Here is a 24,071-nt window from a genome sequence, read left to right as displayed (position 1 = left end):
AATGATTAATCTTGAAAATGATAATCTTTTGATTAATAAAGAAGTCAATCAAATTTTAGAAAATATACTTCAAACAAAAGTATTTTCTAACGGTTATATTTTTTATGGCCCTGAAGGTATTGGAAAAAAACAAACAGCTATTGAATTTATTAAAGAAATTTTTATTCAAGATTCTTCTAATTCAAATATTCAAGAAAAAATTATAGATAATAACCATCCAGATTTTTTATTAATAGAGCCAACATATGTTTTCAAGGGTAATCTTATAAATAGTTCAGAAGCCGATTCTTCAAAAAACAAAAAAGCAACAATAAGAATTGAGCAAATAAGGAATATAAAAAATTTTTTGGCTCAAAAATCTATTGAATCAGGAAAAAAGATTGTCTTAATTATTGATGCAGACCTTTTAAATGAAGCTGCATCCAATTGCCTTTTAAAAACACTTGAAGAGCCCACTAATGGTCTGTTTATTCTTTTAACATCAAGATTAAGTTCACTTTTAGGTACTATTATCTCAAGATGTCAACTCATTAGATTTAAATCTTTTTCATACAAACAACTTGAGATTTTTATAAAAAATAATACAGATGATTCAATATTAAACAATGAAGAAAAAGTGAATTTAGAAGATTTAATTTATTCAGCGAATGGCTCTCCAGGGAAAATACTGAAAAATATAAAAATGTGGAACGAATTACCTAACGAGATAAAAGATAATTTAAGCTTCCCATTGATGAATAATCTAGAAATACTAAAAGTTTCAAAAATAATTGCTGAGGAACTAGTGTTAGATCAACAGATATTCTTAGTAAACCTTATGCAAAAAAAATGTTGGGAAACAGCTAAAAATAAAAAGATAATTAAAACATTAGAAAAATTGAAAATTCATCTCATGAATTTTACCCAACCAAGGCTAGCTTGGGAAGTGAGCTTATTAAAAATAGCTAATGAAGATTTATAAAAATTACTCAATCACTGTATTAATTAAACTTGAATTTCTAGATTCTGTAAATTTTTGACTTGCAACGTCAACTTTTGCTTCATCAGGTAATTCAAGGCAATATCCTGCTCCGTAAACAGTTTTAATATATGTTGGCTTGCGAGGATCAGGTTCTAATTTTGTTCTTAAGTGTCTTACATGAACCCGAATTGTCTCTATATCATCATCTGGCTCATAACCCCAGACTTCTTTTAAAATAAGTGCCGGTGAAACTGTTTGACCATGCCTTTGTAACAAGCAATGTAGCAGTTCAAATTCTAAATGCGTAAGTCTTACAGGTGATTCAAACCAAATAGCCTCAAATCTTTCTGGGACAAGAGTAAGAGGACCGTAATTTAAAATTTCTTGTTGATTTGTTGAATTCAATTGAGCTCTATTAGTTCTTCTTAATAATGCTTTGATGCGGACATGTAATTCTTCAAGATCAAATGGTTTTGTTATGTAATCATCAGCACCTGAATTAAATCCAGTTACTTTATCTTTTAGCCCGCCCAAGGCTGTAATCATTAAGATCGGAATATTTGATGTTCTCTCATCCCTCCTTAACCTTTGACATAGTGTTAAGCCATCAACACTGGGTAACATTAGATCCAAAAGAATTAGGTCAGGTGAATACTGTAGTGCTAAAGCTTGACCTTTTATACCATCTTCAGCTTTTTGCACATCAAAACCGGAATGCTCGAGATGTCCAGCTACTAATTCACGCATATCACGATCGTCTTCTATCAAAAGGATTGAAATTTTCATATTTATCTATTTATTTAACTTGAATGTTAATTTGTAATATTCTCTCAATAATTTACATTGATTGCAGACCTAAGATAAAAACTTTAATGAGTAATTACAATAAAAAAAACTAATGACTCTAAGGTATTAGAAGGAAAAACCAGCCTAAAGGATGATATAAATTTTATAATTTCTTTCGATTATTTTAATAATTGCTTAATAATTGAATGTAAATTCATGAGCTGTACTGCAGTAACTTAAACAATAATCTAGTAAGGAAATATTTAAGATAGTAATTTATTAGATAACTATTAACCTTCCAATTGAAAGCTTTTATTTTTAAATTAAAGTTTCCCTGAAATAATTATGACAAAATTGAGTAACTTAAAATATTTTTTAAGATCCTAATGTTTAACTGAGTTAAAAAACAAACCTAATATTTATGAAAAAGAAATCTATTACATATGCTGATTTATCAAAAAAACAGCTTCATCATCTAAAAGAACACTATATTCAAAAAAAAGTTAACAGCATGAGTCATAAAGAATTAACGGAATTTGTTTTAGAAATTATTAGCCATCAAATAAATAACACAATAGGTAAAGAGGAGGAAATGGAAGCTTGGCAGGAAATGTCTGATTTTTATGGAGATCAATTTGAGATTATCATTCTTGAAATTCAACAAAAATATATCAATAACGAGAGTATTCAAAATATTGAAGAAGATACACAAGAGCGAAGATTAGAATTGCTTGAGAAAAATAATCTTGACAAGGCAAAACAAGATATGTGGGATGACTAATTAAATTTTGAAATTTTGTGTGGGATGAATTTAAATTTCAATAATAATATTGATATCGTTTCAACAGATAAAAGGATTTTACTTACTAAATTAATTAATAAAATACTTTAAAAAACTTTCCCCATTTATTAAAAGGGGATTTTTTATCTAAATTTTTCCTTATACAAAAAGAATAAATATTAATCTTTAATTTAAGTTGTATTATTGTTTAATTCTTGAAAAAAATTCCAAAATAAAAGCCTAAATATCATATAAATTGTTTAGATATATCCAAATTTTTTCTCTTAAAAAGAAAATTCATGAATGGGTGGAGTAAATAACTTATCTATTGGGCATCGATGGAATGTCAACTAATGAATCCTCTCTCAGATCAAGGAGGTAGTTTAAAATCGTAAAATCAAGATACTTAAATTGAAATTATTATTGCCTTTTTATTTTCAAATATTGCTATTTATGTCAGTTAACTTAAAATATGTATAAATTCTCTAGTCTAATTATTTGATTAAAATTTTTGAATTAGTTTCATATTTAAGTAAACATACAAAAAGAAAATTTATTTTTATAATATTTATTATTTTTTTAAATTCATTTTTAGAGTTTATGACAATAGGAACAATGGTTCCTTTCATATCTTTTGTCAGCAATCCAAATAAGATATTAGAAATAGAGTTCTTAAGAAGAATTTCAGATTTTTTTAATTTTCAACAAACTGATCAATTATTTATATTTATATCTTTTTCATTTTTAATAATAATATTATTTTCTGGATTAATAAAGATTTTTTGTATAAAAAAAATAAATGATTTTGGGGGCACTCTTAATATTGAATTAGGCAAAAAATTATATAAAGAAATTTTATATCAAGACTATGAATATCATTTAAATACAAATTCTAGTCAATTAATTAGTACACAGATACAGCAGCTTGAGTCCTCTTTAGCTGTTATTTCTGAGAGCTTATTACTAGGTCTTTCAGTTCTTAATATTTTAGGTATTACTATCTCTTTATTTATTATTGATTCTAAAATTATAATTTGTATTTTTACTTTTTCATTATTATTCTATGTGATTGCATCTAAATCGACAAAAAAATATGTTGATGTCTATGGGAAAATAATATTTGAAACTAGGAAAAATATTATAAGAATAGTTCAGGAATCATTAGGTTTTATAAGACAAATCATTTTAGATGATTCGCATAGTTTTTTTATTCAAGAATATGATAAAAATAATATTCAAAATACCTTAGCCAACACAAACTCTAATACTATTTCTCAAATCCCGAGATACTTAATGGAGTCATTAATATTGTCTGGGCTTGTAATATCGATCATATTTATTTATTTATCTGGAATTGATTTTTATAACTACCTTACAAAAGGCGGGGCATTCATATTAGGATTGCAAAAATTATTGCCTCTTTTTCAAAAAACATTTCGATCTGTATTCTTTATAAGGCAAGAAAAATTAAGTGTAAATTCAGTAGTTCAACTATTGAAGGAGACCAAAAAGCACAAACACAATTCAAGAGATAAATTAGTAAATAATTTCGAAATAAAAAATAAAATTAGATTTGAAAATATTAGTTTTTCTTATAAAGAAAATACAGTACTAGAAAATATAAACTTAGTTATCAAGAGAGGAGAAGTAATTGGTATTGTTGGTAAAACTGGAACTGGGAAGTCCACTTTTATAGATATACTTTTAGGCTTAATAAAACCCAATTCTGGTTATATCTATATAGATGAAAAAAAAATGGACCCTAATCTATTTCGTCGATTTAGATTATCAGTATCCAGTGTCCCTCAAGATTATTTTTTATTAGATAGAACTATTGAAGAAAATATAGTTTTTGGGAAATCTAAATCTAAAATTGACTACAAACTACTAAATAAAGTAGTGAAAATTTCAATGTTACAAGATCTTGTAAATTCTCTTAGTTATGGGCTTCAGACCTTTGTCGGAGAGAATGGCATTAGGTTAAGTGGAGGCCAAAAGCAACGATTAGCAATAGCAAGAGCACTTTATAAGAAACATTCTCTGTTAATACTTGATGAAGCGACAAGTTCTGTAGATTCGGAAACTGAAAAAAGCATCCTTGATAATATAATTACTGATAATCCAGAGATAACTGTTTTAATGATTGCCCATAGATTACAAACATTGAAAAATTGCGATTATATACTTGAAATAAAAAATAAAAAATTAATTAAGTACCAAAATATAAAAGAATACAAATATAAATATGACTCCAATTAAAAGAATATTAATCGACATTTGAAAAATATAATAAAAATTTATTTAGAAAATATTTAGATTTGATTAATTGATCTAAATAAAGAATTTAATAATTTTTTCATGATCAATTAAATCCGCATTTATTTTTGAATTTAGATCTCTAACCCAATTATTTTCAATTTTAGGTCTATATGAATCTTCAATATAAAATCCATATTTTAAATTAGATGCTGCACATATGTTAGAAATAGCAGGATCAACGAAACTTTTGGAGAATATCTCTACAACTTTTGAACCTTCATTCATTAATGAAACAAGACAGAAAGCAGATCCGCTTACACCAACAAGAGATTTAGCAGAAAGAAATATTTTCAGTTGTTCTTTAAAAGACAATTGTTCAGGTTTTACAAATTCGAATCCTGCATCTTTATATTTAGATTTAAATCTATCAAAATTTATAAGTTCTCTTTTTTGTATTCCGCTATTAGAGTCTCTATCTAAAAAATATTTTTTAAGTTTATTGCTCTTTAGTTCATGATTGTTAGCAAAAAAGTTTCTTAGATCTAACCCTGAAGCAATAATATCTATATTGGCAGTTACTAAATTACCAGTACATTTATAAAATTTTTCACTACTTAAAATTTTACTTGTATCAAATTCTAATAACTCTAAAGCTTCCTTCTGAAATTTATTATTTAATTTAGGCATAATCACAAAATCAAATTTGTTAAGATCATATTTTTTTTTAATTCTTAATATCCTTGCATATATTTCATGTATCCAATGATAAAAATTTGAAGGATTTGATGAAATACCTAAATGTAAAACATTCCCTTTTAGCTCTTTAGCTGCGAAGAGTTCATTCTTTTTATAAAAATCAAATAAGGATAATTTGTCATTATCAAATTTAGTTCCAAGATCTGATGTCGATTTATCAATATCATAAAAATAGATATGAGATTCATAAGGTGAAACTACTACATTGTTGAAAGAATAGATAAACCTTGCTCTTGATATTACAGGGTTTGCCCAGAGGAAATACAAGGGAATAGGTTTTTGATCTATTGGTGTGATATCCAAATTAAAGGAATTAATATTATTATCTTCATATGTGAATTTGTTTTTATTATTTTTCAGCCAATAGGTACATGCTTCATTAGCAGATATCCTATTTTTAAACCTGATTATTCTTGTAACTCTATTAAACCTAAGTTTGTTTTTTATTTTTGAATACATTAAAAAATATAATTATTGCTATTAATAAATAAGAGCTAATTTAGGAATATCCTATCATTATTTAAAGTTTCTTTTATAAAGAAAAATTTATTTATTTTACATATTTCATGATAAAAAACAAATATAAGATAATTGTTACGGGAGGAGCAGGCTTTATTGGAGGGACTTTAATAAGAAAGATATTGCAAGAAAAAAAAGACTGGGTTGTTTATAACTTGGATCAAATGGGCTATGCAAGTGACTTATCGTGGATAAAAAATTCAGAGGACTATAAATTTAGACATTTCTTCTTGAAAATTGATTTAAGGAACAAAGAAATATTAGAAAATTTAGTCAAAGAGATAAATCCTAATTTGATAATACATCTTGCAGCTGAAAGTCATGTTGATCGATCAATTGATAACCCATTAAAATTTATAGAGAGCAACATCATAGGAACTTTTAATTTACTTGAGGCCTCAAGAGCTTATTGGAAAAAATTAAGTGATAATAAAAAACAATTATTTAGATTTATTCACATAAGCACAGATGAAGTCTTCGGATCATTGGGATTAGATGGAAAATTTGATGAGAATACTAAATATTCTCCTCGAAGTCCATATTCTGCTAGTAAAGCCTCTAGTGATCATTTGGCACAAAGTTGGTACCATACATATGGTTTACCTACTATAATTTCGAATTGTAGTAACAACTTTGGGCCATATCAATTCCCAGAAAAACTTATCCCTTTAAGTATTTTAAAAGGAATTAAAGGGGAAAAAATACCTCTTTATGGAAATGGTTTAAATGTAAGAGATTGGTTATATGTAGAAGATCATGTAGAAGCTTTATTACTTATCGCTGAAAAGGGAGAAGTTGGAAAGAGTTACTGTATAGGGGGATTTGGTGAGAGAACTAATAAAGAAGTTCAACTTCAAATATGTAAAATTCTTGATGCGGTTGCTCCCAAAGAATTTCCTCATGAATCTCTTATTAAAAATGTTACAGACAGACCGGGGCATGATATTAGATACGCCATAAATTCAAATTTAATCAAAGAAAAGTTAGGTTGGACTCCTAAAGTAACTTTTGAAGATGGGTTAAAAAAAACTATTTATTGGTATCTGAATCACTCTAAGTGGATTCATTCAATGATGCAAAAATCAGGTTACGCAGGCAATAGAATTGGAAATAAGAAATAAATATTAAAGTTGATTCATACCTAAAGATAATTCCTTTTGAGATGCTTTAATGACTTTCAAAGAAGATTTGATAAAAACGAATGTCAGTAGAAAACCAACCATAATATCTGGTACGGGAGAGGAATAGATATTTGTTATCCATGCAGAAATCAGAATTGATACGTTTGCAGTAATATCGTTTCTTGAACACAACCAAACTGAAGACAAATTTAGATTATCTTTTCTATACTTCGTCAAAAGAAATAAGCAAGATAAATTTGCTGCTAAAGCGAGAATTCCAAGACTTTGCATTGTTTGAGTAAAGGGTATTGACCATATATATAATTTATATAAACCTCTAATAAGAATTATCAATCCAAATCCAAACATAATAAAACCTTTTAGCAATGCCACTCTTGCTTGCGCATATTTGGATTTATAAATTACGAATAAGCTACTTCCATAGACTAGAGAATCACCAAGCATATCAAGCGAATCCCCATTGAGTGCTAAAGATTTTGCATTCAACCCGCCCACAAGTTCGATAACGAACATTATAAGATTTATAAAAAGAACAATCCATAAAACATTAGAGTGTTGTTTTTGAATTTTTTTTATATCTTTGGTTTTATTTTGACAACAATTATTACTCATTAAATTTTTATAGAGAGAAAAGACTTTGACATTTAACTCTAACCTGAAATTTACTATTTCTATTAAATACGCCTGAAACTAAATATAAATTTCAATCCACATATGAAATCATTAACCAAAATTTTTTTTAATAATGGAAGATATATTAAAATTTTAGATGTTATTGGTATCTACTAACTTTTCTTGAGAGAGAAAAAGACCTCAAGTGGAATAACTTGAAGTCTTTGGAACTTGAAAATATAACTCCCCGAGCGGAAATCGAATTAATATTTCCTGATAGTCCCTGACAGAATATGAAATAAAAAAATAGAAGATTTGGGCATTTTCGCCACCATATCGCCACCACATGAACGCACCAAATCGTCCATTTTTAAGCATGAAAGAAGTATCAGATCTACTTGGTATTTCAGTATCAACAATTGATCGTTTCATCAAAATAGGAAAATTTGTAAAAAAAGATCTCACACAATTGAAGTGCAAATTGCTATGGGTTATAAAAGAATTGAGAACTTAAGTGATCATCTACAAAGCAATTTTACAAATAAAAATGTCATTATTTAATAAATTATCGATTGAAGATATCACACTCTCAAGCAAAGAGGCATATCAAAAGGAACTTAAGAAAGGTATGGGTTCAAAAATAGGAAAGTCATTATTTAATAAATTATCGATTGAAGATATCATAATCTCAAGCAAAGAGGCATATCAAAAGGAACTCAAGAAAGGTATGGGTTCAAAAATAGGAAAGTCATTATTTAATAAATTATCGATTGAAGATATCATAATCTCAAGCAAAGAGGCATATCAAAAGGAACTCAAGAAAGGTATGGGTTCAAAAATAGGAAAGTCATAGCAATAAGAGATTAAAAATTACCCATAACAGCAAGTCAAGAACATAATTTTGATTATGAAATTATTGATCGTCAATTAGGAAGAATGGGACATCTAAATAGCACTAGAGGTCATTATGATCGCTCGACTCTTTTAGATAAGAGAAGCAAATTAATGGAATGGTGGTCTAAGACTTTGATTAAACAAGGATTAAAGATTTAAGCAAATTGATGCTTTTTGTACATTTTCCTGAGATCATCATGCAATCTTTCTGTTGCTAATCTTCTGTTCTTCATTGCATCTCTAATCAAATCCATTTCATGAAATTTTTGATTGAGGATAGTGAATGGAGTAATGAGTTTCATAAAACCTCCTTATTAATTGTTAATTAGTAAACTTTGCAATGAGCACTGGTTGGATGATCTATGCATTCTTTTTCCCAATATCCTTGCCTTTGATCTTTTGGTAATTGATAGTTAAAGTCATGCATTCTCCAAATATCTGAAGTTGCATTTCTGAAGGCAGTGAATGGAGTGGTGAGTCTCATAAAACCTCCTATATCTCTACCCCTTTATTATCCCCCTATTTACTTTAAATTCATAGGGTAATAATACCCGAGTAGAAGTGCTTTGTGGTTGTTAAGACTATCTTTTCACATTCAATAGGAGTAGAAATAATTCAGGAGTCAAAAGCACTCACCGACTTTGTAGATAATGAGTGCATAAGATACGATGAGTTATTTGAAGATGAAGATATTGCGGAAGCGCACGGCATAAGATATTCAGATATTCAGGAAGAACCTCTTGATTCTCCTCATTTTTCTTTTGACTTTAAAGAGTTTTCATAAAAACTAAACTATCACTCTAATATGAATCTATGAGTACCTCATGGGAACACTTCAAAAGGGAATCTGATAAAACTCTATGGGTTCATATTTGTGGCAATCCTAAAAGTCAGATTGCGATGGCGGTCAATAAGTGGTGGCATACACGTTACCCCACTTACAAAATGAGGATATGTAATAAAGAAACCTTTGATTCAATCAAAAAGAAAAATTCTCCTTGATATTTAATGTTGCGACTTCTTCCACTACCGATTTTTATTTGCATTTATCTATTCTCTTGGTGGAGATGTAGAAAAAATATTGCTGCTAGTGATGAGCAACTAAAACCATGCATTGATTGGGCATATGTAAAAAATTTACCGCTTCCAAAAAAACCATCTTTCGTTGAGTTTTATATAGTTTATATTTCTTCTTTTATTAGATTGCCCTTTGGGATAATTATTCAACAACTACCTTTCTCAAAGAAAGTAAGAAACTACGAAAGGGAAATGAAATTAATATTTGATAAATGGAATTTAGAAAAAATTAAAAAAATAATTAACTAATTTATTAAAGTTATCGAATCCACCCTTACAAAATTAATTGACAAGTTCTTTAAAATGATAAAAATGGTTTAGGAAATCCAAAGAATTATTATGGATAGTGCTGTTGATAAACTTTCGATTCTTCAAGAGAGCGTAAACGCTTTCTTTATAAAATTTTTTGATGGAATGTATCCAGAAAAAGTAGATAGAGATCCTGATTTAGTTAAGTTAAAACGAATTGGTGCTCTCAACCAATTCAAAGGAATTGATAAGGATTACTCTGATGTTGATATTAAAATGGATATCACAAAAGCATTCACTAATATCATTGAACACGGTGATGGAGTTGCAATGCTTCAGGAAGAAAATGTCCCATTTGAGGAGAGTATTGAAAGATTAGTTTTGGAAGAACTTACAAATACTGAAAATGGATATGGATATGATTTCAATGATGATATGGAATATTAGATCAATGGTTCAAAGAATTGTTAGACAAGAGGTGGCAGTATGAAAAAAGAGAATAATTATGCAGGGGGACTATCTAATTACATCGTTTTGAAGGGAAAGAAGGAAGTGATCTTTTATTTGCATAATCCCTATCCAGATTGCTTAGAAATCCCAGATATAATGAAGCAAAGGTTTCCAAGTGATTACAAGAGCATAGTTGTAAATTCTTTGGATGAGTTCAAAAAGTATGGGGGGAAAGTATGAGCAATAAATGGGACGACACTTCTTGGCAAAAAGATTTCTTAAACATGAAATCTCACTCGCCTTCTGACGCAAAACTCCTAATGGGAGGTGTAAAAGGATTAAAAGGTGCTTGGCGTTTAGGTGTTCTGCATGTGGAATACGAAAAATTGAAGAAAAGACAAGAGGAGCAGCAACAGCAATGAAGAAAGAAATAGATTGGAAAAAAGAATTATTAGAAAGTGGAAGATTTAACGATAAATTTCAGAAGAATCTTTTAGAGAATGGAGCAAAGAATTTTATGCAAGGGATCTATCTGGGTTATATGTACTCCAGATGGAGAAAAATCAGAGGGTTGGATAAAGATGATCCAGTTGAAAATAAAGGACAATTGAAATCATCGTTTAAAGAGTTTGAGAAGAAAATCAAAAAATAATGATAAGAAAATCGCAATATACAGATGAATATGCAAAGAAATACGGGAAAAAACCCATACCATTTCCATATTTTGTTTTAGAGCAAAAGAAAGTAGTTTACTTTCGTATCCTCACTGGATTTCCTGCTTCCCTTGCAGTTAAACCAATCATGAGAGAGCATTTCCCTGATGATTACAAAGGAATGATTGCCTCAGATGAAACTTGGGAAAAATTAATGAAGGATTTCCCTCCACATTTCCTAATTAAAAAAGATAAAAAAGTGGTCTTTCTAATTAAAGGCGTTTTCCCAGAAGATTTTATATTGAAAAACTATATGCCTAGTTTTCCTGAGGGATACAAAGGAATGATAATGAGATGCGAAGAGAGTTTCTATAAAATGAGAATGAAAGCGAATTCATCAAAATAAAATCATCTTTTCAATAATCAAATAAATAGATATGGGGAAAATAGATATTCGCTCTAAGAAAAAGAATTAACTTTTAAGATTTAATTTACATACCAGAGACACCTTTCTCTGGTCTTTTTTTTATGTTTAATTTTTTGAGAAAATTTATAAATTTGATTTAATTTTTCGCCACCATGAAAATTCCTATTTCGCCACCATATCGCCACCACCAGAATGGTGAATCTGGTGTATCCTGAGCATGTCTGATCTTCTATTTCTTCATAAAAATCAGTCAGGGAAATAAAAAAGACCTCGAATGAAATCACTTGAGGTCTTGTGAAATTGAACTCCCCGGGCGGGATTCGAACCTGCGACCAATCGATTAACAGTCGATCGCTCTACCGCTGAGCTACCGAGGAACATATAAAATTTAACCCTTTCATGTCCCTTATGACAAGGGCTAAGTATTAATTATATTGAAAGTTTAATGGTTTTTGCCAATCTGATAAATTTCCATTCTTCATCTCTGCAACCGCATCTGAGTAACTTAATTCCTCTAAACGATGCGTAATCCATAAAGCGGTAAAAGGATTTCTTTTATTATTTGTAAGATCTTTAATTATTTCTAAAACTTTTAATTGACTAGAACTATCCAATAGCGATGTGGGCTCGTCCAAAAGAACAAAATTCTTATCGCTTATCAAGGAACAGGCAATTGTCAATCGCTGTTTTTGACCACCACTTAAAGTATGAATTGGTCTTTTTTCAAATCCAGGTAATCCAACTGTGTTGAGTGCAAAATCAATTTTTTTAGTAATATCTGTTCTACTTAATTTTTTACTTATATTGAGAAGAAGTTCGCTCCTACAATTTGGCATTAAAATTTGATGGTCAGGATTTTGAAAAACCATCCCAACATTAGCTAAATTGTTTATAACTCCATTACTTGGTTTAAGAAGCCCATTAATTAACTTTAGCAAGGTACTCTTACCACTCCCATTCTTACCAACAATCATCCATAACCCTGTTTTATTAATAGAGAAGCTACAGTTATTGATTATGTGCTCTTTTTTTCCTGGCCATGAAAAACTCACATTCTGAAAAGTTATTTTGGGTACTTTATTTTTAAAAGTATCCTGCAGCTCGCTCATATCAAATATCTAGAGAAAATCCCGGTCTTTTTGAACCCCCTGCGACTGAGGACTTTTCATATATCTGAACGGAAATAACCTCTTTAGCAAGAACCGTAATTAATTTATCCTGAACCTTTTCACAGCTTATTTCAATTAAGTCAGAATTGGTGTTTTTACCTTGCATAAAATCTTTAATTTCATCATAGATTCTTTTAACATCCTCATAATCCTTCTTCTGAATCGAAAGGGGGAAAGGGGAATATCTGAGACTTATTTCAAGAGAATACATAAAAAATTGTGATTACATTATTATAAACAAACTATAGAACAATCTTTTATAAAAAATTGTTTTTAAATTAACTTCAATTAAAAAATTTTTTTTTAAAAGATCTATACATGCAATTATCATTAAGATAAACAAATTCATTTTTTGTAGACTTTTTCTCCATGGAAATCGCAAGCGATATCACCTCCTTAGTTGGTAACACACCTTTAGTTAAATTAGATCGTATTAAAGATTACTGTAAGTGTCATACTGAAATTATAGCTAAACTTGAAAGTTTCAATCCATCAGCATCTGTTAAAGATCGCATAGCGTATTCTATGTTAAATTCAGCCGAAGAAGATGGTTTAATACTTCCAGGAAAAACGACCTTAATTGAAGCAACAAGTGGGAATACTGGCATAGCTTTAGCAATGGTTGCAGCAGCTAAAGGCTATAGATTGATACTAACCATGCCAGACACCATGAGTATTGAGAGAAGGGCAATGCTTCGAGCTTATGGTGCAGAATTGCAACTTACTCCAGGCACAGAGGGAATGAGAGGGGCATTAGAATTAGCGAATGAATTATCTTCAAGTATTCCAAATAGCTTTCAATTTAACCAGTTTGAAAATCTCGCGAATCCTGAGATTCATGAAAGAACAACAGCAAAAGAAATTTGGGATCAATCTAATCAAAATATTGATGGATTAGTATCTGGGGTTGGTACTGGAGGAACAATAACTGGGTGCGCTAGATTTTTAAAAAAAGTGAATCCAAATTGCAAAATTTACGCAGTTGAGCCTGCAAAAAGTGCAGTTATATCTGGAGAAAAGCCAAGTTCTCACTCGATCCAAGGAATAGGTGCAGGCTTCATTCCTAAAGTCCTCAATACCCAGTTAATAGACGAAATAATCAAGATAGATGATGATGATGCATTTTATTATGGGAGATTATTAGCTCGACTTGAGGGTCTTTTATCAGGAATTAGTAGTGGGGCTGCTTTAGCCGCAGCAATAAAAATTGGTAAAAGGAAAGAATTTATTAAAAAAAGATTAATAGTAATCCTTCCAAGTTTCGGTGAAAGATATTTATCAACAGCAATGTTTGAATCTAATACTGTCGTTCAGGCTAGACAAGACGGTTATTTATAAAAAGAGGTATTTAGATATGATCAAAAATTTTTATGAAGAGTTAGGCTTAAAAAAAAATGCGACTAAAAGCGAAATAAAATCTTCTTATCGTCGCTTAGTAAAACAACATCATCCTGATACAGGAGGGGAAAAAGATAGATTTCTGGCAATACAAGATGCATGGGAAACTCTTAATGATCCTATTAAAAAAGAACAATATGATAAAACACTCTTGTCTTTAAACCAATCATCTAATTTCAATAATGAGAATTGGGCAGAGAAAGTTAATACTACAAAATATAGTTCAGCAGTAAAGGATATCGAAGTTAAAAATTGGATAAAGAATATTTATTATCCCTCGAATAGATTTATTAGCCAAATAATAAAACCTTTGAATCAAGAAATAAAAGAGCTATCTGCTGATCCTTATGATGAAGAATTAATGGATAAATTTTGTAGTTATATTAACCTTTCCCAAAAAAAAATTGAAAAAGTTGATGAACTTTATAAGTCAAAATCTGTGCCACATACAATATCTTCTTTTGGTTTAGATCTTTATCATTGTTTTTCTCAAGTTAAAGATGCTTTATCAGAACTAGACAAATATACACAAGGATATGTAGATGATTATTTATTTGATGGTAAAGAGATGATGCAAGAGGCAAAAAGAATTCAATTAAAAATGGGTTTTGATAAAAAATCTATAATTTCCTGAATAATTATTCTGAGGCTAAATATTCTTTCAGTTGATCTAGTTTAAACCAGACATCAGGAACAGGTCGACGCCATCGTACCTGAGCATACTCTTCCTTAATTCCTAATATTTCTCCTGGACCTTCGAATATATAAGCAGGCAAATCTGAATCGCTAGCTAAAGCTTCGATACTCTTATCATAAATATTTTTATCTACAAAAACTAAGCTACCTTTCTTTAGAGGCTTTTTGGGTATAGTCTCACTCATAAGAAGATTTATTTATTAATTTCCAAAACTATTATACAAAAACTTTTTTCTTTAATTTTTTTTTAAACTGATTACATCATAATAATTACAATTACAATAAAAATTTAATAGTCTTAGATGATTACTTAATTAATAAAATGCGTCTTTTACTCCTAGGATGTACAGGCTTTGTGGGAAAAGAATTAGTACCAGCTTTGCTCAAAGAGGGCCACGAACTTTGTATTATTAGCAGAAAAAATATTAATAACTTGAAATTAAATATTCCACTGGATAAATTTAAATTTCTTAAGATCGATTTATCAAAAAAACAAAACTGGGAAGATGAACATCTTTTAAATAATTTAAAAAATTGTGAAGGGATAATTAATTTAATAGGTGAACCAATAGCAGATAAAAAATGGAACGAGCTTCAAAAAGAAGAGATTGAAAAAAGTAGGATTAATTCAACTAAGTTTTTGATGGAAACATTAAAAAAATCCAGAATTATCCCAAAAGTCATCATTAATGCTTCCGCAATAGGTTTTTATGGAACAAGTCTCACTAATGAATTTAATGAAAATAGTAGATGTGGCAATGATTTTCTAGCAAACCTTTGCAAAAAATGGGAAGATGTTGCTAACGAAAAACCATTCTTCTCAAGATTAGTCATTTTTAGAATTGGAATAGTCTTAGAAGCAGAAGGAGGAGCATTAGGAAAAATGCTTCCTGTTTTTAAAATTGGATTGGGAGGCCCAATCGGAGATGGAAAGCAATGGATGAGTTGGATTCACAGAAGTGACTTATGTGGATTAATTAGTAAAGCATTAGTAGATCAACAATTTACTGGCGTTTTTAATGCTGTTGCGCCCGAACCAGTACTAATGAAAGATTTCTCTAAAAGTTTAGGGAGATGTCTCAATAGACCAGATTTACTCCCAGTACCAGGAACAATATTGAAATTACTATTAGGTGATGGAGCAAAATTAGTTTTAGAGGGACAGAAAGTAATAAGTATTAAATTAAAAGAAAAAATGTATAAATTCAAATATCCTCTTCTTGAGAAAGCCATTTACGCCTCCACCAAGAATTAATTCCACTTATTAATGTACTTAGAATTAAGATAGTGATAAGTGGCACTATAAGAGGGTTCCAAAGATTCTGAAAAAAATCAAGGAAAATGAATACACCATTTATTTCCATAATTACTGCAAAAATAAAAAATATTGCAAAAAAAATTACAACAAATAAATTTATCAATAAAAAATTATCAATAATATCTTTTAATTTAGATTGAGATTTCTCATTAGTCATTTTTCATGACCGTTTAATATCATTTATGATATCAATACATGAATTAAACTCTCCGATTCTTTGATTTGCATTATGAAGGCAAGAACTCAAAAAATTTTTGTCTAGCTTTATCCGATAAATCACTTGAAGGATAAGATTTATTGTCTGATTTATTTGATCTTCTTTATTAATGTAATTAGTAGAACAAAAAACATATCTCCCGAGTAATCTTCTTTGTGCTTCTGCAAAAGATTTTGTAAACTGCGGACCTTTACCTTCAATTTGAATAACTGGCTTTGCCAACCCAATGGCTTGCTCTGATGCGGTTCCAGCCATACTTATCACAAACTTACTATTAAATAGTATTTCCTCAAACAAATTCCAATTAAAATAAAGTGTAATAAATCCGAATTTATATACTAAAGAATTAGTATTTTCTTTTTTTTCTATAAAAATCCATTTTCTTTGATTTAATATATACGTTATTTCTTCTATAGAAAGAGCTTTTACTATGGCAAATTTGAAAGAAATATTCTCAAAATATTTCAAGTCAGACATTGTCTCAAGAACCTCTAAAATAGTTTTTAAATTTTCAACAAGTTCAGGACATCTACTTCCAGGAAATAATCCAATAATAGAAGGGGAAATATTTGATTTATTTGAAAAAACAGAAAATTTATCCATAAATGGATTACCCAAAAAAAGAACTTTTTTTCCGAATTGTTGAGTTAAATCATTTGCTGTTAACAAATCACGAGCATATATTTTTTTTGAATATTTTGATAATAAAAAAAATTTACAGGGCCAAGGTAATTTCAATTTGCCCTCATAATGGCTTGAATATGCGACTAAATATGTAAAAAAATCTTTTTTTGCAAACCATGAAAAAAAAACAGGAACTATATCTCCAACAACAATATAAAAATCATAGTTATTTCTTACTTTATAAGACAAATATAATTTTTTTAAAAAGTAAATGATTTGTCCTCCAAATATTTCAGCAATTCTTCCTTTAAAAGAATTATAACCAAGGCCACCTGTTCTAAATTTTTTGGTTTTACCAATTATCCTTATATTTGCTTTTTTATAATTCTCTCCATCGCCAACAATAGGAAGAGCATTTACAAGATCACCTTGCTTTGCAAAATATTTAGCTAACAAACTACCAGATAAATCTTCTCCATGTCCATTACTTAATAGTAAAATTCTGGACATTCAAAATTCAAGCCATTTATTGATTTTGGTTAACTCTGGCCAATTTGGATATCTATTAAAGCCGTCTGCAACTGAATCTTTCAACTCAGTCTTTACATCAGGCATCATGATTGACATTTTTTTAATTAATTCAACATTCTCTCGAACACCTTTATTATTTGTAGCCAAAAGAGCTAAAGATAAATTCATCCTTGCTTGTGGGTCTTGTTGATTTAAACGAACAGCTTGTCTTGCAGCAGCTAATGCTTCTTCATTATTTTTCAAGAGAAGATGCAACCAAGATAAACAAGTCCAAGCAGCAAAGTGATTAGGTATTTGTTGAATGATTTTTTGAAAATCTTCAAGAATTGGTATTAATTCTTTCCCATCTTTATATCTAGATAAAGCAGCATTGAAATCGGATTCAATTGGATTAATTTCATCTAACATAATTTTATTCTAAACTGCAAATGAGCTACCGCAGCCACAAGTTTGTGAAGCATTAGGATTAACAAAGTTAAATCCTCCTCCAATTAAATCCTTACTAAAATCTAACTGCATACCGTAAATATATAATAAACTTTTTGGGTCACATACTACTTTAAAACTCTGTTCTGAACTTAGTGAATAATCATATACTTTATCATCTGCATTTATTTGATCCCCACCAATGAAATCCATCGTATAACTCATACCACTACAACCTCCTGACCTTACTCCCACTCTGAGAGCTTTTTTGTCAGTTTGATTCTTTAATAAAAAAGAGACTTGCTCTATAGCTGCATTCGTAATTAAAATCCCTTTACCATCATCTGATGTCTTGATTTTTTCATCTACTTCTAAATTTTCCATAAATTCATTCAATCCTCTACATATACTATAAAAAATATAGATACATCATGCATATATCAAACGATATACAAAGTTGATTTGTTATAATTCAGAAAAAAGTGAAAATTGCAATAGTTGGCTCAGGATTAGCAGGATTGACAGCAGCAGTTGATTTAGTTGATGCAGGCCACGAAGTCGAGATTTACGAAAGTAGATCATTTTGGGGCGGAAAAGTTGGAAGTTGGGAAGATAAAGACGGTAACCACATAGAGATGGGTCTACATGTATTTTTTTATAACTATGCAAATCTCTTCAAACTAATGAATAAAGTTGGGGCATTAAATAATTTGCTTCCTAAAGAACATACTCATTTATTTATCAATAATGGTGGTAATTTAAAATCTTTAGATTTCAGATTCCCTTTGGGAGCTCCATTTAACGGACTGAAGGCTTTTTTCACAACAGAACAACTGACTTGGGTAGACAAGTTAAGAAATGCATTAGCTTTAGGAACTAGCCCGATAGTAAGAGGGTTAATCGACTATGAAGGTGCGATGAAAATTATTAGAGACTTGGATAAAATAAGTTTTAAAGAATGGTTTTTAAATCATGGAGGAAGCATTAGAAGTCTTGAAAGGATGTGGGATCCAATTGCTTACGCTTTAGGTTTTATAAATTGTCAAGACATTTCGGCAAGATGCATGTTAACTATTTTTATGATGTTTGCATCTAAGACTGAAGCCTCTAAACTTAATCTTTTAAAGGGATCGCCTCATAAATGGCTAACGCAACCTATCGTTGATTACATTACAAAAAAAGGTTGCCTAATTCACCTAAATCATAAGGTAGATGAAATTATTTTTGAAAAGGAATCTTCCGCCTATTCGGTTAAGCAGCTAAAAATTTCCTCTCCTGAAGGGGATAAGGTAGTTTTCGCTGATACATTTCTCGCTGCTTGTGATGTACCTGGAATTAAAAAAATAGTTCCTAAAGAGTGGTATCAATTCAAAGAGTTTAAAGGTTTAAAAAAACTCAGAGCAGTTGCAGTTGCAACAATACAATTAAGATATGATGGGTGGGTTACTGAACTAAATAATGATAACAAAAGTCAGAACCCTTCTGGTTTGGATAATCTTTTATATTCAGCAGATGCATCTTTCAGCTGTTTCGCCGATTTAGCTTTAGCAAGTCCCATCGATTATAGAAAGGAAGGAATGGGATCTTTACTCCAATGTGTTTTAACTCCTGGTGATCGATGGATGGGTAGATCAAAAGAAAAAGTCACAAAAGAAATTGATGCTGAAGTCCGTCGCCTATTTCCTTCTTCAAAAAATCTTAAATTACTTTGGAGTAATATAGTACAGATTCCACAATCACTTTATAGAGAAAGTCCAGGTATGGAACCATATAGACCTGATCAAAGGACTTCAATATCAAATTTCTTTATGGCAGGTAGTTATACAAAACAAGACTATATAGATTCAATGGAGGGGGCTACTATGAGCGGTCATCTAGCAGCAGCAGCAATTCTAGATAAGAAAGTCGAATTGGCAAAAAATCGTGCGGTTAGTTAACTATGGGTACTTGGCTTAAGCATGATGTAATTACAACTGTAAATGCGCCATTAGATAACGTTTGGAATACATGGAGTGATTTAGACTCCATGTCACTCTGGATGAGCTGGATTGAATCCGTGAAAACAGTTGATCAAGAAACATCTACTTTACCTGATTTAACTGAATGGACTTTAGCTGCTAATGGATTCAAATTTAAATGGAAAGCACAGATAACAGAAAGGATAGAGAAAAATAAATTAAAATGGAAATCTATAGGAGGATTACCAACTCAAGGATCTGTTATTTTCGAATCAAAAGGAGACAAATTTACCTCAGTAAACTTAGCTGTTACCTATGAATTACCTAAAATGCTTGCTCGCTTTATGGAAGAAAAAATCTTAGGCAAAATGGTAACTAATGAATTACAAGCAAATATTGATAGATTTCGAGATCTGGTAGAAAAAAATTACAAAAATGAATTAACTAACTAAAAATATCAATAGCAGCATCTAATAATCCTTCAAAGGTATATTTCACTGCCTCTCCGTCAACTCTGCCAAAAAATTTTTCACATATTTTTGAAGTTTGAGGACCAATAGTTAATAATTTCGCATCATCAAGGAAAGTTAACCATTCTTTTCCAAATTCTTTTTCAAGCAAGAAAGAAGAATTTGATACTGTTTTACCACTAGAAAAAAGCATTGCATCAACCTTTCTTTTAGTAATAACATTGATTGTTTCTTTAGGAATTGAAGCAGGACATCTTGTTTCATAAGCAGCAACTTCCACAACACGTGAACCGGAATTCCTAAATTGATCTGCAATTAAATTCCTTCCTCCTGTTTGAACTCTTGGCAAAAGAACTCTGAGTCCATATCCTGATATAGGAAAATTTTCAATTAAACTTTCTGCTACAAATTCTGGGGGCACAAAATCAGCCTCAATACCTAACTCGATTAGAGTTAAAGAAGTTTTCTCCCCTACTACAGCAATTTTAATTTTCTTCGAACATTCTTTTAGAGAAGTATTGAAATTTCTTAATCTCTCATCTACGAATTTTATTCCATTACTACTAGAAAAAATAATCCAATGAAAATCATTAATTTCGCTTAATGCATCATCTAGAGGATTAAAATCATCAGGATATCCAACCTCAATTGCAGGAAAATCAAATATTTGAGCACCTTCATTAGTGAATAATTTTTTTATATCAGATATCTTATCTTTTGATCGAGTAATGATCATATTTTTTTGCTTCAAAGAGAACTCAGACGTTATCATTATTTTCCTCAACTTGTGAATTTTGATTGTGAGTTTTATTGTTTAATTCCTCGAGGAGCTTTAGAACTGACAATCCTTTTGCCAATGCTGTATCGTCCTTAAAAGTTAATTCCGGCACTCTTCTCATCTCAATTCTTTGACCTAAAATATGTTTTATATAGTTCTTAGCAAGATTTAAATTTTCAATAATTTCTTTTCTTATGTTTCCTTCAGCAGCTGATGATATATAAATCTTACAAAATTGCAAATCTCCTGTTACTTCTATTTTTGAAATACTAATGAAATTACTCCTTAATAAATCATTTTCCAAGTCATTCTGTAAAATAAGAGTTATCTCCTTTTTCAGCAGAGAAGAAACTTTTGCAATCCGATAATTATTTGGCATTATAGTTATAAGTTGATTGGATTAGTCATTGCTTGCAAGACGAAATATACTGTTATGAAGGCACTTATTACTGAAGATATTAAACCGATCAATATAAATGGATTTGACCTGTTTTTAAACAAAGGTTCAAGTAGCGCAACTAATCCTCCTGCAATAATAGAAATTAAATACTTAGGATATCTTGCAACATTAGAGAAGAATTGGCCCATTAGCTCCACAATTAGATTACTTTTTTAGCTAAGTTTTAACAAACATTAAACAGCATGATTACATTATATCAATTTAGACATAGCCCTTTTTGCTTAAAGACAAGAATGGCTCTTCACGCCAAGAAATTACAATATAGAGTTGAAGAAGTTACACCAGGCATAGGCCAGTTTGAAATCTTTAAGTTATCAGGTCAAAAACAAGTCCCTGTAATCATTGATGATAACGATCAAATTATTAGTGATTCTTCACTTATTTGCGAATATATTAATAAGAAAAATGATCACAATCCACTTTTCCCCGAAGATCCTTTACTGTTTGCACAATGCAAATTAGTAGAAAATTGGGCTGATACTACAATGGCCTCAACTTGTAAAAAAGCTCTTATTAAATCAGCAATAGAGAATCCAAAACTGCGTACTGCTTTACTTCCAGATGAAATCCCATCCTCATTAAAAGGATTAGTTGATAAATTACCTTTTAAAAATCTTAGTAAAATTTCTAATGTTGTTTTATCTTCTAAAGACAATTTAGAACTGCAGAAAATATTAGAGGCAATATCAAAATCCCTAATTAACAAAAAATATTTAATAGGTGATAACTTCTCAATAGCTGATATTGCAATTGCTGCACAATTATCTCTTCTTAAATTTCCAAAATCATCAGGACCCATTCTTTCAGGAGAAGGTTGTCAAGAATATATAAATAATCCGTATTTAGAAAATATATTTATCTGGAGGAATAATATAGAAGAATATATTTTTAGTGCTAACTCTCAATAAATTTAAACGATAATTTATATTTACCAGTTTTAATTGCATGCACTGACCTATCTCCAACTTTAGAACCATATGTAGCAATATATTGAACACCACAGATATAAGGTTTAAGAGGATCTTGTGAATTCATATTACCTGAATTACATTTTTGAAATTTACTAATTGTTTCGACCTGATTCACCCTAGAGGCCCCAGGTTTATGAACAGTTTGAATAACTAATTCATCTGCAAAAAACTTATCATCATCTTGAATTTGATTTCTTCCTGTAATCCTTGAATCAATGTATAAATCATCCTTCAAATAAGTTATTTGTTTATTAATTGATTTAGGATCATTAACAACTTTGATCAAATTTTCACCAAATATTGCCTTTCCAATTGACTCAGAATTTTTGGAACGATTGCCAACAACTTCATTTAAATTATTTTTAAAAAAATTTACTTTATATATTACTGGTGCTTGAGATTCATCTTCTAAATCCTGAGAAGTTACAAGCCAATTGCCCTCAAACCATTTAGGATAAATTAAATCTTTAGAAGTATTTGAATATTTAAAAATGGGCAAGTATAGCTCTGGCCATGAATTTTCTCTTTCCTCCAAAAATCCTCTTACATTATTATCATTTAAAGCGTATGCATTATTTACACAAAGCACTTGAATAATTAGAAAAATAATTAATCCCAAAAAATTTTTAATCATGTCAAATCCATTAATAAGATCTGAAGACCATTTTGTATTACTTGAACCAGATTCAAAAGAAAAAATAGTAACTAAAAAAGAAGCAATCTTATGGTTGAAAAATTGGCTTACTCAGATTGATTCATCCACAATATATCAAAAAAAAGATTTTTCCAATGAGAAATTTCTCGAAGAATTATTAGAAAGCACTTATGAATTAGAAATAAAATTTGGATTTATTATTAAATGGTTTGCTGTACGAGTTGAACCTGATTAATTAATAATTTTGTTATGAATTTGATAAATTATTTTTTTTGCAACTTCTTCAACGTTTTCGTTATCAACCTCAACTCTTAAGTCAGCCTGCGAATATAAATTTTTTCTTGATTGAAAAATACGACTATATAATTCTTTTAAATCTTTTCCTTGAAGTAAAGGTCTATTATCAATATCATTTTGCAGTCTCTCAAGAGCAATCTCTTGCTTTGTATCAATCCAAATTATAATACCTTGCCTTAATATTCCCCAGTTTTCTGGTTTAGCAATAACACCTCCACCAGTAGATATTACTAAAGAGGGAATTTTGATTGTTTCTTTTAAGCAATTTGTCTCTAGTTCTCGAAATTTTTCTTCACCATCTTCGTGGAACATTTCAATAATTGTTTTTTTTACGATTTTCTCTATTAATTTATCTAAATCAATATATTTGTACCTCAAAAATTTAGCTAATACTGGGCCAGTTTGAGATTTACCACTAGCCATCATACCTATCAAAAATATACTTCTTCCTTTAATTATTTTGTTTGTTTTATCAATAATCGATTTTTCCATACAGACAAAAGCGTATATAAAACCTTAAGATAGTATTATTACAGA

Annotated in this window: 38 protein-coding genes and 1 tRNA gene; 20 read left to right on the top strand and 19 right to left on the bottom strand. The window is 29.8% G+C overall.

Going from position 1 to position 24,071, the window contains the following annotated elements:
- Position 1 precedes the first annotated feature (1 nt).
- On the top strand, positions 2–961 hold the full coding sequence (locus tag P9515_RS00765; protein WP_011819481.1) for a DNA polymerase III subunit delta': 960 nt from the start codon (positions 2–4) through the stop codon (positions 959–961).
- 3 nt (positions 962–964) lie between these two features.
- Here the strand turns inward: P9515_RS00765 and P9515_RS00760 are convergent, their stop codons facing one another.
- On the bottom strand, positions 965–1,747 hold the full coding sequence (locus tag P9515_RS00760; protein WP_011819480.1) for a response regulator transcription factor: 783 nt from the start codon (positions 1,745–1,747) through the stop codon (positions 965–967).
- Between the two features lie 421 nt (positions 1,748–2,168).
- On the opposite strand from P9515_RS00760, the gene P9515_RS00755 reads away from it, so the two are divergent.
- A complete protein-coding gene (locus tag P9515_RS00755; protein WP_011819479.1) occupies positions 2,169–2,528 on the top strand; it encodes a DUF7326 family protein in 360 nt (119 codons plus the stop codon).
- 600 nt (positions 2,529–3,128) lie between these two features.
- Positions 3,129–4,787: an ATP-binding cassette domain-containing protein gene (locus P9515_RS00750; protein WP_011819478.1), complete on the top strand. Its 1,659-nt coding sequence runs from the start codon at positions 3,129–3,131 to the stop codon at positions 4,785–4,787.
- A gap of 72 nt (positions 4,788–4,859) precedes the next feature.
- Here the strand turns inward: P9515_RS00750 and P9515_RS00745 are convergent, their stop codons facing one another.
- Complete coding sequence (locus P9515_RS00745) at positions 4,860–6,002, bottom strand: glycosyltransferase family 61 protein (RefSeq protein ID WP_011819477.1); 1,143 nt, start codon at positions 6,000–6,002, stop codon at positions 4,860–4,862.
- A gap of 107 nt (positions 6,003–6,109) precedes the next feature.
- Between P9515_RS00745 and rfbB the strand changes: the two genes are divergently transcribed.
- Positions 6,110–7,183, top strand: coding sequence for a dTDP-glucose 4,6-dehydratase (gene rfbB / locus P9515_RS00740; RefSeq protein ID WP_011819476.1), 1,074 nt, complete (start codon positions 6,110–6,112; stop codon positions 7,181–7,183).
- A 3-nt stretch (positions 7,184–7,186) separates the two neighbouring features.
- Here the strand turns inward: rfbB and P9515_RS00735 are convergent, their stop codons facing one another.
- Together P9515_RS00735 and P9515_RS09470 are read right to left on the bottom strand one after the other, a co-directional pair.
- Positions 7,187–7,816: a cation efflux transmembrane domain-containing protein gene (locus tag P9515_RS00735; protein ID WP_011819475.1), complete on the bottom strand. Its 630-nt coding sequence runs from the start codon at positions 7,814–7,816 to the stop codon at positions 7,187–7,189.
- Between the two features lie 201 nt (positions 7,817–8,017).
- Positions 8,018–8,248 carry a hypothetical protein gene (locus tag P9515_RS09470; protein WP_144038773.1) on the bottom strand — a complete coding sequence of 77 codons (231 nt, stop codon included), beginning with the start codon at positions 8,246–8,248 and terminating at the stop codon, positions 8,018–8,020.
- A 115-nt stretch (positions 8,249–8,363) separates the two neighbouring features.
- Between P9515_RS09470 and P9515_RS00730 the strand changes: the two genes are divergently transcribed.
- Positions 8,364–8,669 carry a hypothetical protein gene (locus tag P9515_RS00730; protein WP_041710676.1) on the top strand — a complete coding sequence of 102 codons (306 nt, stop codon included), beginning with the start codon at positions 8,364–8,366 and terminating at the stop codon, positions 8,667–8,669.
- 196 nt (positions 8,670–8,865) lie between these two features.
- On the opposite strand, the gene P9515_RS09575 is transcribed toward P9515_RS00730, so the two are convergent.
- Both P9515_RS09575 and P9515_RS09570 read right to left on the bottom strand, forming a co-directional pair.
- Positions 8,866–9,012: a hypothetical protein gene (locus P9515_RS09575; RefSeq protein ID WP_011819473.1), complete on the bottom strand. Its 147-nt coding sequence runs from the start codon at positions 9,010–9,012 to the stop codon at positions 8,866–8,868.
- Positions 9,013–9,035: 23 nt separating this feature from the next.
- Positions 9,036–9,194, bottom strand: coding sequence for a hypothetical protein (locus P9515_RS09570; RefSeq protein WP_011819472.1), 159 nt, complete (start codon positions 9,192–9,194; stop codon positions 9,036–9,038).
- An 84-nt stretch (positions 9,195–9,278) separates the two neighbouring features.
- Here P9515_RS09570 and P9515_RS00725 point away from each other — a divergent pair, with 84 nt between their 5' ends.
- The 8 genes from P9515_RS00725 (at position 9,279) to P9515_RS00690 (ending at position 11,545) form a co-directional block, all read left to right on the top strand.
- Positions 9,279–9,494 (top strand): hypothetical protein, encoded by a 216-nt coding sequence (locus P9515_RS00725; RefSeq protein ID WP_011819471.1) that lies wholly within the window; start codon positions 9,279–9,281, stop codon positions 9,492–9,494.
- A 29-nt stretch (positions 9,495–9,523) separates the two neighbouring features.
- Positions 9,524–9,712, top strand: coding sequence for a hypothetical protein (locus P9515_RS00720; protein ID WP_011819470.1), 189 nt, complete (start codon positions 9,524–9,526; stop codon positions 9,710–9,712).
- A 6-nt stretch (positions 9,713–9,718) separates the two neighbouring features.
- Positions 9,719–10,036, top strand: coding sequence for a hypothetical protein (locus tag P9515_RS00715; RefSeq protein WP_011819469.1), 318 nt, complete (start codon positions 9,719–9,721; stop codon positions 10,034–10,036).
- A 90-nt stretch (positions 10,037–10,126) separates the two neighbouring features.
- On the top strand, positions 10,127–10,483 hold the full coding sequence (locus P9515_RS00710) for a hypothetical protein (protein WP_011819468.1): 357 nt from the start codon (positions 10,127–10,129) through the stop codon (positions 10,481–10,483).
- 39 nt (positions 10,484–10,522) lie between these two features.
- A complete protein-coding gene (locus tag P9515_RS00705) occupies positions 10,523–10,726 on the top strand; it encodes a hypothetical protein (protein ID WP_011819467.1) in 204 nt (67 codons plus the stop codon).
- Positions 10,723–10,908, top strand: coding sequence for a hypothetical protein (locus tag P9515_RS00700; protein ID WP_011819466.1), 186 nt, complete (start codon positions 10,723–10,725; stop codon positions 10,906–10,908). Before P9515_RS00705 ends, P9515_RS00700 begins: the two co-directional genes overlap by 4 nt.
- Positions 10,905–11,138 carry a hypothetical protein gene (locus P9515_RS00695; RefSeq protein WP_041710538.1) on the top strand — a complete coding sequence of 78 codons (234 nt, stop codon included), beginning with the start codon at positions 10,905–10,907 and terminating at the stop codon, positions 11,136–11,138. The genes P9515_RS00700 and P9515_RS00695 overlap by 4 nt, the downstream gene beginning before the upstream one ends.
- A complete protein-coding gene (locus P9515_RS00690) occupies positions 11,138–11,545 on the top strand; it encodes a hypothetical protein (RefSeq protein WP_011819464.1) in 408 nt (135 codons plus the stop codon). Before P9515_RS00695 ends, P9515_RS00690 begins: the two co-directional genes overlap by 1 nt.
- A 326-nt stretch (positions 11,546–11,871) precedes the next feature.
- Here the strand turns inward: P9515_RS00690 and P9515_RS00680 are convergent.
- From P9515_RS00680 to P9515_RS00670, 3 genes are all read right to left on the bottom strand, one after another.
- Positions 11,872–11,943, bottom strand: a tRNA-Asn gene (locus P9515_RS00680).
- Between the two features lie 48 nt (positions 11,944–11,991).
- On the bottom strand, positions 11,992–12,675 hold the full coding sequence (locus P9515_RS00675; RefSeq protein WP_011819463.1) for an ABC transporter ATP-binding protein: 684 nt from the start codon (positions 12,673–12,675) through the stop codon (positions 11,992–11,994).
- Position 12,676: 1 nt separating this feature from the next.
- Complete coding sequence (locus P9515_RS00670) at positions 12,677–12,946, bottom strand: UPF0367 protein family (protein WP_011819462.1); 270 nt, start codon at positions 12,944–12,946, stop codon at positions 12,677–12,679.
- A gap of 158 nt (positions 12,947–13,104) precedes the next feature.
- Between P9515_RS00670 and cysK the strand changes: the two genes are divergently transcribed.
- Together cysK and P9515_RS00660 are read left to right on the top strand one after the other, a co-directional pair.
- Positions 13,105–14,073: a cysteine synthase A gene (gene cysK / locus P9515_RS00665; protein WP_011819461.1), complete on the top strand. Its 969-nt coding sequence runs from the start codon at positions 13,105–13,107 to the stop codon at positions 14,071–14,073.
- Between the two features lie 16 nt (positions 14,074–14,089).
- Complete coding sequence (locus P9515_RS00660; protein ID WP_011819460.1) at positions 14,090–14,767, top strand: J domain-containing protein; 678 nt, start codon at positions 14,090–14,092, stop codon at positions 14,765–14,767.
- A gap of 4 nt (positions 14,768–14,771) precedes the next feature.
- On the opposite strand, the gene P9515_RS00655 is transcribed toward P9515_RS00660, so the two are convergent.
- Positions 14,772–15,014, bottom strand: a complete 243-nt coding sequence (locus P9515_RS00655; protein WP_011819459.1) for an NAD(P)H-quinone oxidoreductase subunit O — start codon at positions 15,012–15,014, stop codon at positions 14,772–14,774.
- Between the two features lie 137 nt (positions 15,015–15,151).
- Here P9515_RS00655 and P9515_RS00650 point away from each other — a divergent pair, with 137 nt between their 5' ends.
- Complete coding sequence (locus P9515_RS00650) at positions 15,152–16,084, top strand: TIGR01777 family oxidoreductase (protein WP_011819458.1); 933 nt, start codon at positions 15,152–15,154, stop codon at positions 16,082–16,084.
- Here the strand turns inward: P9515_RS00650 and P9515_RS09945 are convergent.
- The 4 genes from P9515_RS09945 to P9515_RS00630 are packed head-to-tail and all read right to left on the bottom strand — an operon-like array spanning position 16,035 to position 18,329.
- Positions 16,035–16,304: a hypothetical protein gene (locus tag P9515_RS09945; RefSeq protein ID WP_011819457.1), complete on the bottom strand. Its 270-nt coding sequence runs from the start codon at positions 16,302–16,304 to the stop codon at positions 16,035–16,037. The two genes, P9515_RS00650 and P9515_RS09945, sit on opposite strands and share 50 nt — an antisense overlap.
- Positions 16,305–16,307: 3 nt before the next feature.
- Complete coding sequence (locus P9515_RS00640; protein WP_011819456.1) at positions 16,308–17,498, bottom strand: lipid-A-disaccharide synthase-related protein; 1,191 nt, start codon at positions 17,496–17,498, stop codon at positions 16,308–16,310.
- Positions 17,499–17,927: a tetratricopeptide repeat protein gene (locus P9515_RS00635; RefSeq protein WP_011819455.1), complete on the bottom strand. Its 429-nt coding sequence runs from the start codon at positions 17,925–17,927 to the stop codon at positions 17,499–17,501.
- Between the two features lie 9 nt (positions 17,928–17,936).
- On the bottom strand, positions 17,937–18,329 hold the full coding sequence (locus tag P9515_RS00630; protein WP_011819454.1) for a HesB/IscA family protein: 393 nt from the start codon (positions 18,327–18,329) through the stop codon (positions 17,937–17,939).
- A gap of 98 nt (positions 18,330–18,427) precedes the next feature.
- Between P9515_RS00630 and zds the strand changes: the two genes are divergently transcribed.
- Both zds and P9515_RS00620 read left to right on the top strand, forming a co-directional pair.
- Positions 18,428–19,882: a 9,9'-di-cis-zeta-carotene desaturase gene (gene zds, locus P9515_RS00625; RefSeq protein WP_011819453.1), complete on the top strand. Its 1,455-nt coding sequence runs from the start codon at positions 18,428–18,430 to the stop codon at positions 19,880–19,882.
- Positions 19,883–19,884: 2 nt separating this feature from the next.
- Positions 19,885–20,355 (top strand): SRPBCC family protein, encoded by a 471-nt coding sequence (locus P9515_RS00620; RefSeq protein ID WP_011819452.1) that lies wholly within the window; start codon positions 19,885–19,887, stop codon positions 20,353–20,355.
- Here P9515_RS00620 and P9515_RS00615 read toward each other — a convergent pair.
- Genes P9515_RS00615 through P9515_RS09255 form a run of 3 tightly spaced genes read right to left on the bottom strand, consistent with a single transcriptional unit; the run spans position 20,348 to position 21,739 of the window.
- Positions 20,348–21,145, bottom strand: a complete 798-nt coding sequence (locus tag P9515_RS00615; protein WP_011819451.1) for a uroporphyrinogen-III synthase — start codon at positions 21,143–21,145, stop codon at positions 20,348–20,350. The genes P9515_RS00620 and P9515_RS00615 overlap by 8 nt on opposite strands.
- A complete protein-coding gene (rbfA, locus tag P9515_RS00610; protein WP_011819450.1) occupies positions 21,132–21,530 on the bottom strand; it encodes a 30S ribosome-binding factor RbfA in 399 nt (132 codons plus the stop codon). Before rbfA ends, P9515_RS00615 begins: the two co-directional genes overlap by 14 nt.
- 5 nt (positions 21,531–21,535) lie before the next feature.
- Positions 21,536–21,739 carry a DUF751 domain-containing protein gene (locus tag P9515_RS09255; protein ID WP_011819449.1) on the bottom strand — a complete coding sequence of 68 codons (204 nt, stop codon included), beginning with the start codon at positions 21,737–21,739 and terminating at the stop codon, positions 21,536–21,538.
- Positions 21,740–21,793: 54 nt separating this feature from the next.
- Between P9515_RS09255 and P9515_RS00600 the strand changes: the two genes are divergently transcribed.
- Positions 21,794–22,519: a glutathione S-transferase family protein gene (locus tag P9515_RS00600; protein WP_011819447.1), complete on the top strand. Its 726-nt coding sequence runs from the start codon at positions 21,794–21,796 to the stop codon at positions 22,517–22,519.
- Here the strand turns inward: P9515_RS00600 and P9515_RS00595 are convergent.
- Positions 22,506–23,216 carry a DUF6816 family protein gene (locus P9515_RS00595; protein ID WP_011819446.1) on the bottom strand — a complete coding sequence of 237 codons (711 nt, stop codon included), beginning with the start codon at positions 23,214–23,216 and terminating at the stop codon, positions 22,506–22,508. The two genes, P9515_RS00600 and P9515_RS00595, sit on opposite strands and share 14 nt — an antisense overlap.
- On the opposite strand from P9515_RS00595, the gene P9515_RS00590 reads away from it, so the two are divergent.
- Positions 23,215–23,472: a CRR7 family NDH-1 assembly protein gene (locus tag P9515_RS00590; protein ID WP_011819445.1), complete on the top strand. Its 258-nt coding sequence runs from the start codon at positions 23,215–23,217 to the stop codon at positions 23,470–23,472. The genes P9515_RS00595 and P9515_RS00590 overlap by 2 nt on opposite strands.
- On the opposite strand, the gene P9515_RS00585 is transcribed toward P9515_RS00590, so the two are convergent.
- Positions 23,469–24,026, bottom strand: a complete 558-nt coding sequence (locus P9515_RS00585; RefSeq protein ID WP_011819444.1) for a shikimate kinase — start codon at positions 24,024–24,026, stop codon at positions 23,469–23,471. The two genes, P9515_RS00590 and P9515_RS00585, sit on opposite strands and share 4 nt — an antisense overlap.
- Between the last annotated feature and the right edge of the window lie 45 nt (positions 24,027–24,071).

Origin of the sequence: Prochlorococcus marinus str. MIT 9515, assembly GCF_000015665.1 — a bacterium.
Taxonomy (GTDB): Bacteria; Cyanobacteriota; Cyanobacteriia; order PCC-6307; family Cyanobiaceae; genus Prochlorococcus_A; species Prochlorococcus_A marinus_P.
The sequence above is the reverse complement of the archived record's forward strand: the minus strand, read 5'-3'. Positions and strand labels throughout refer to the sequence as shown.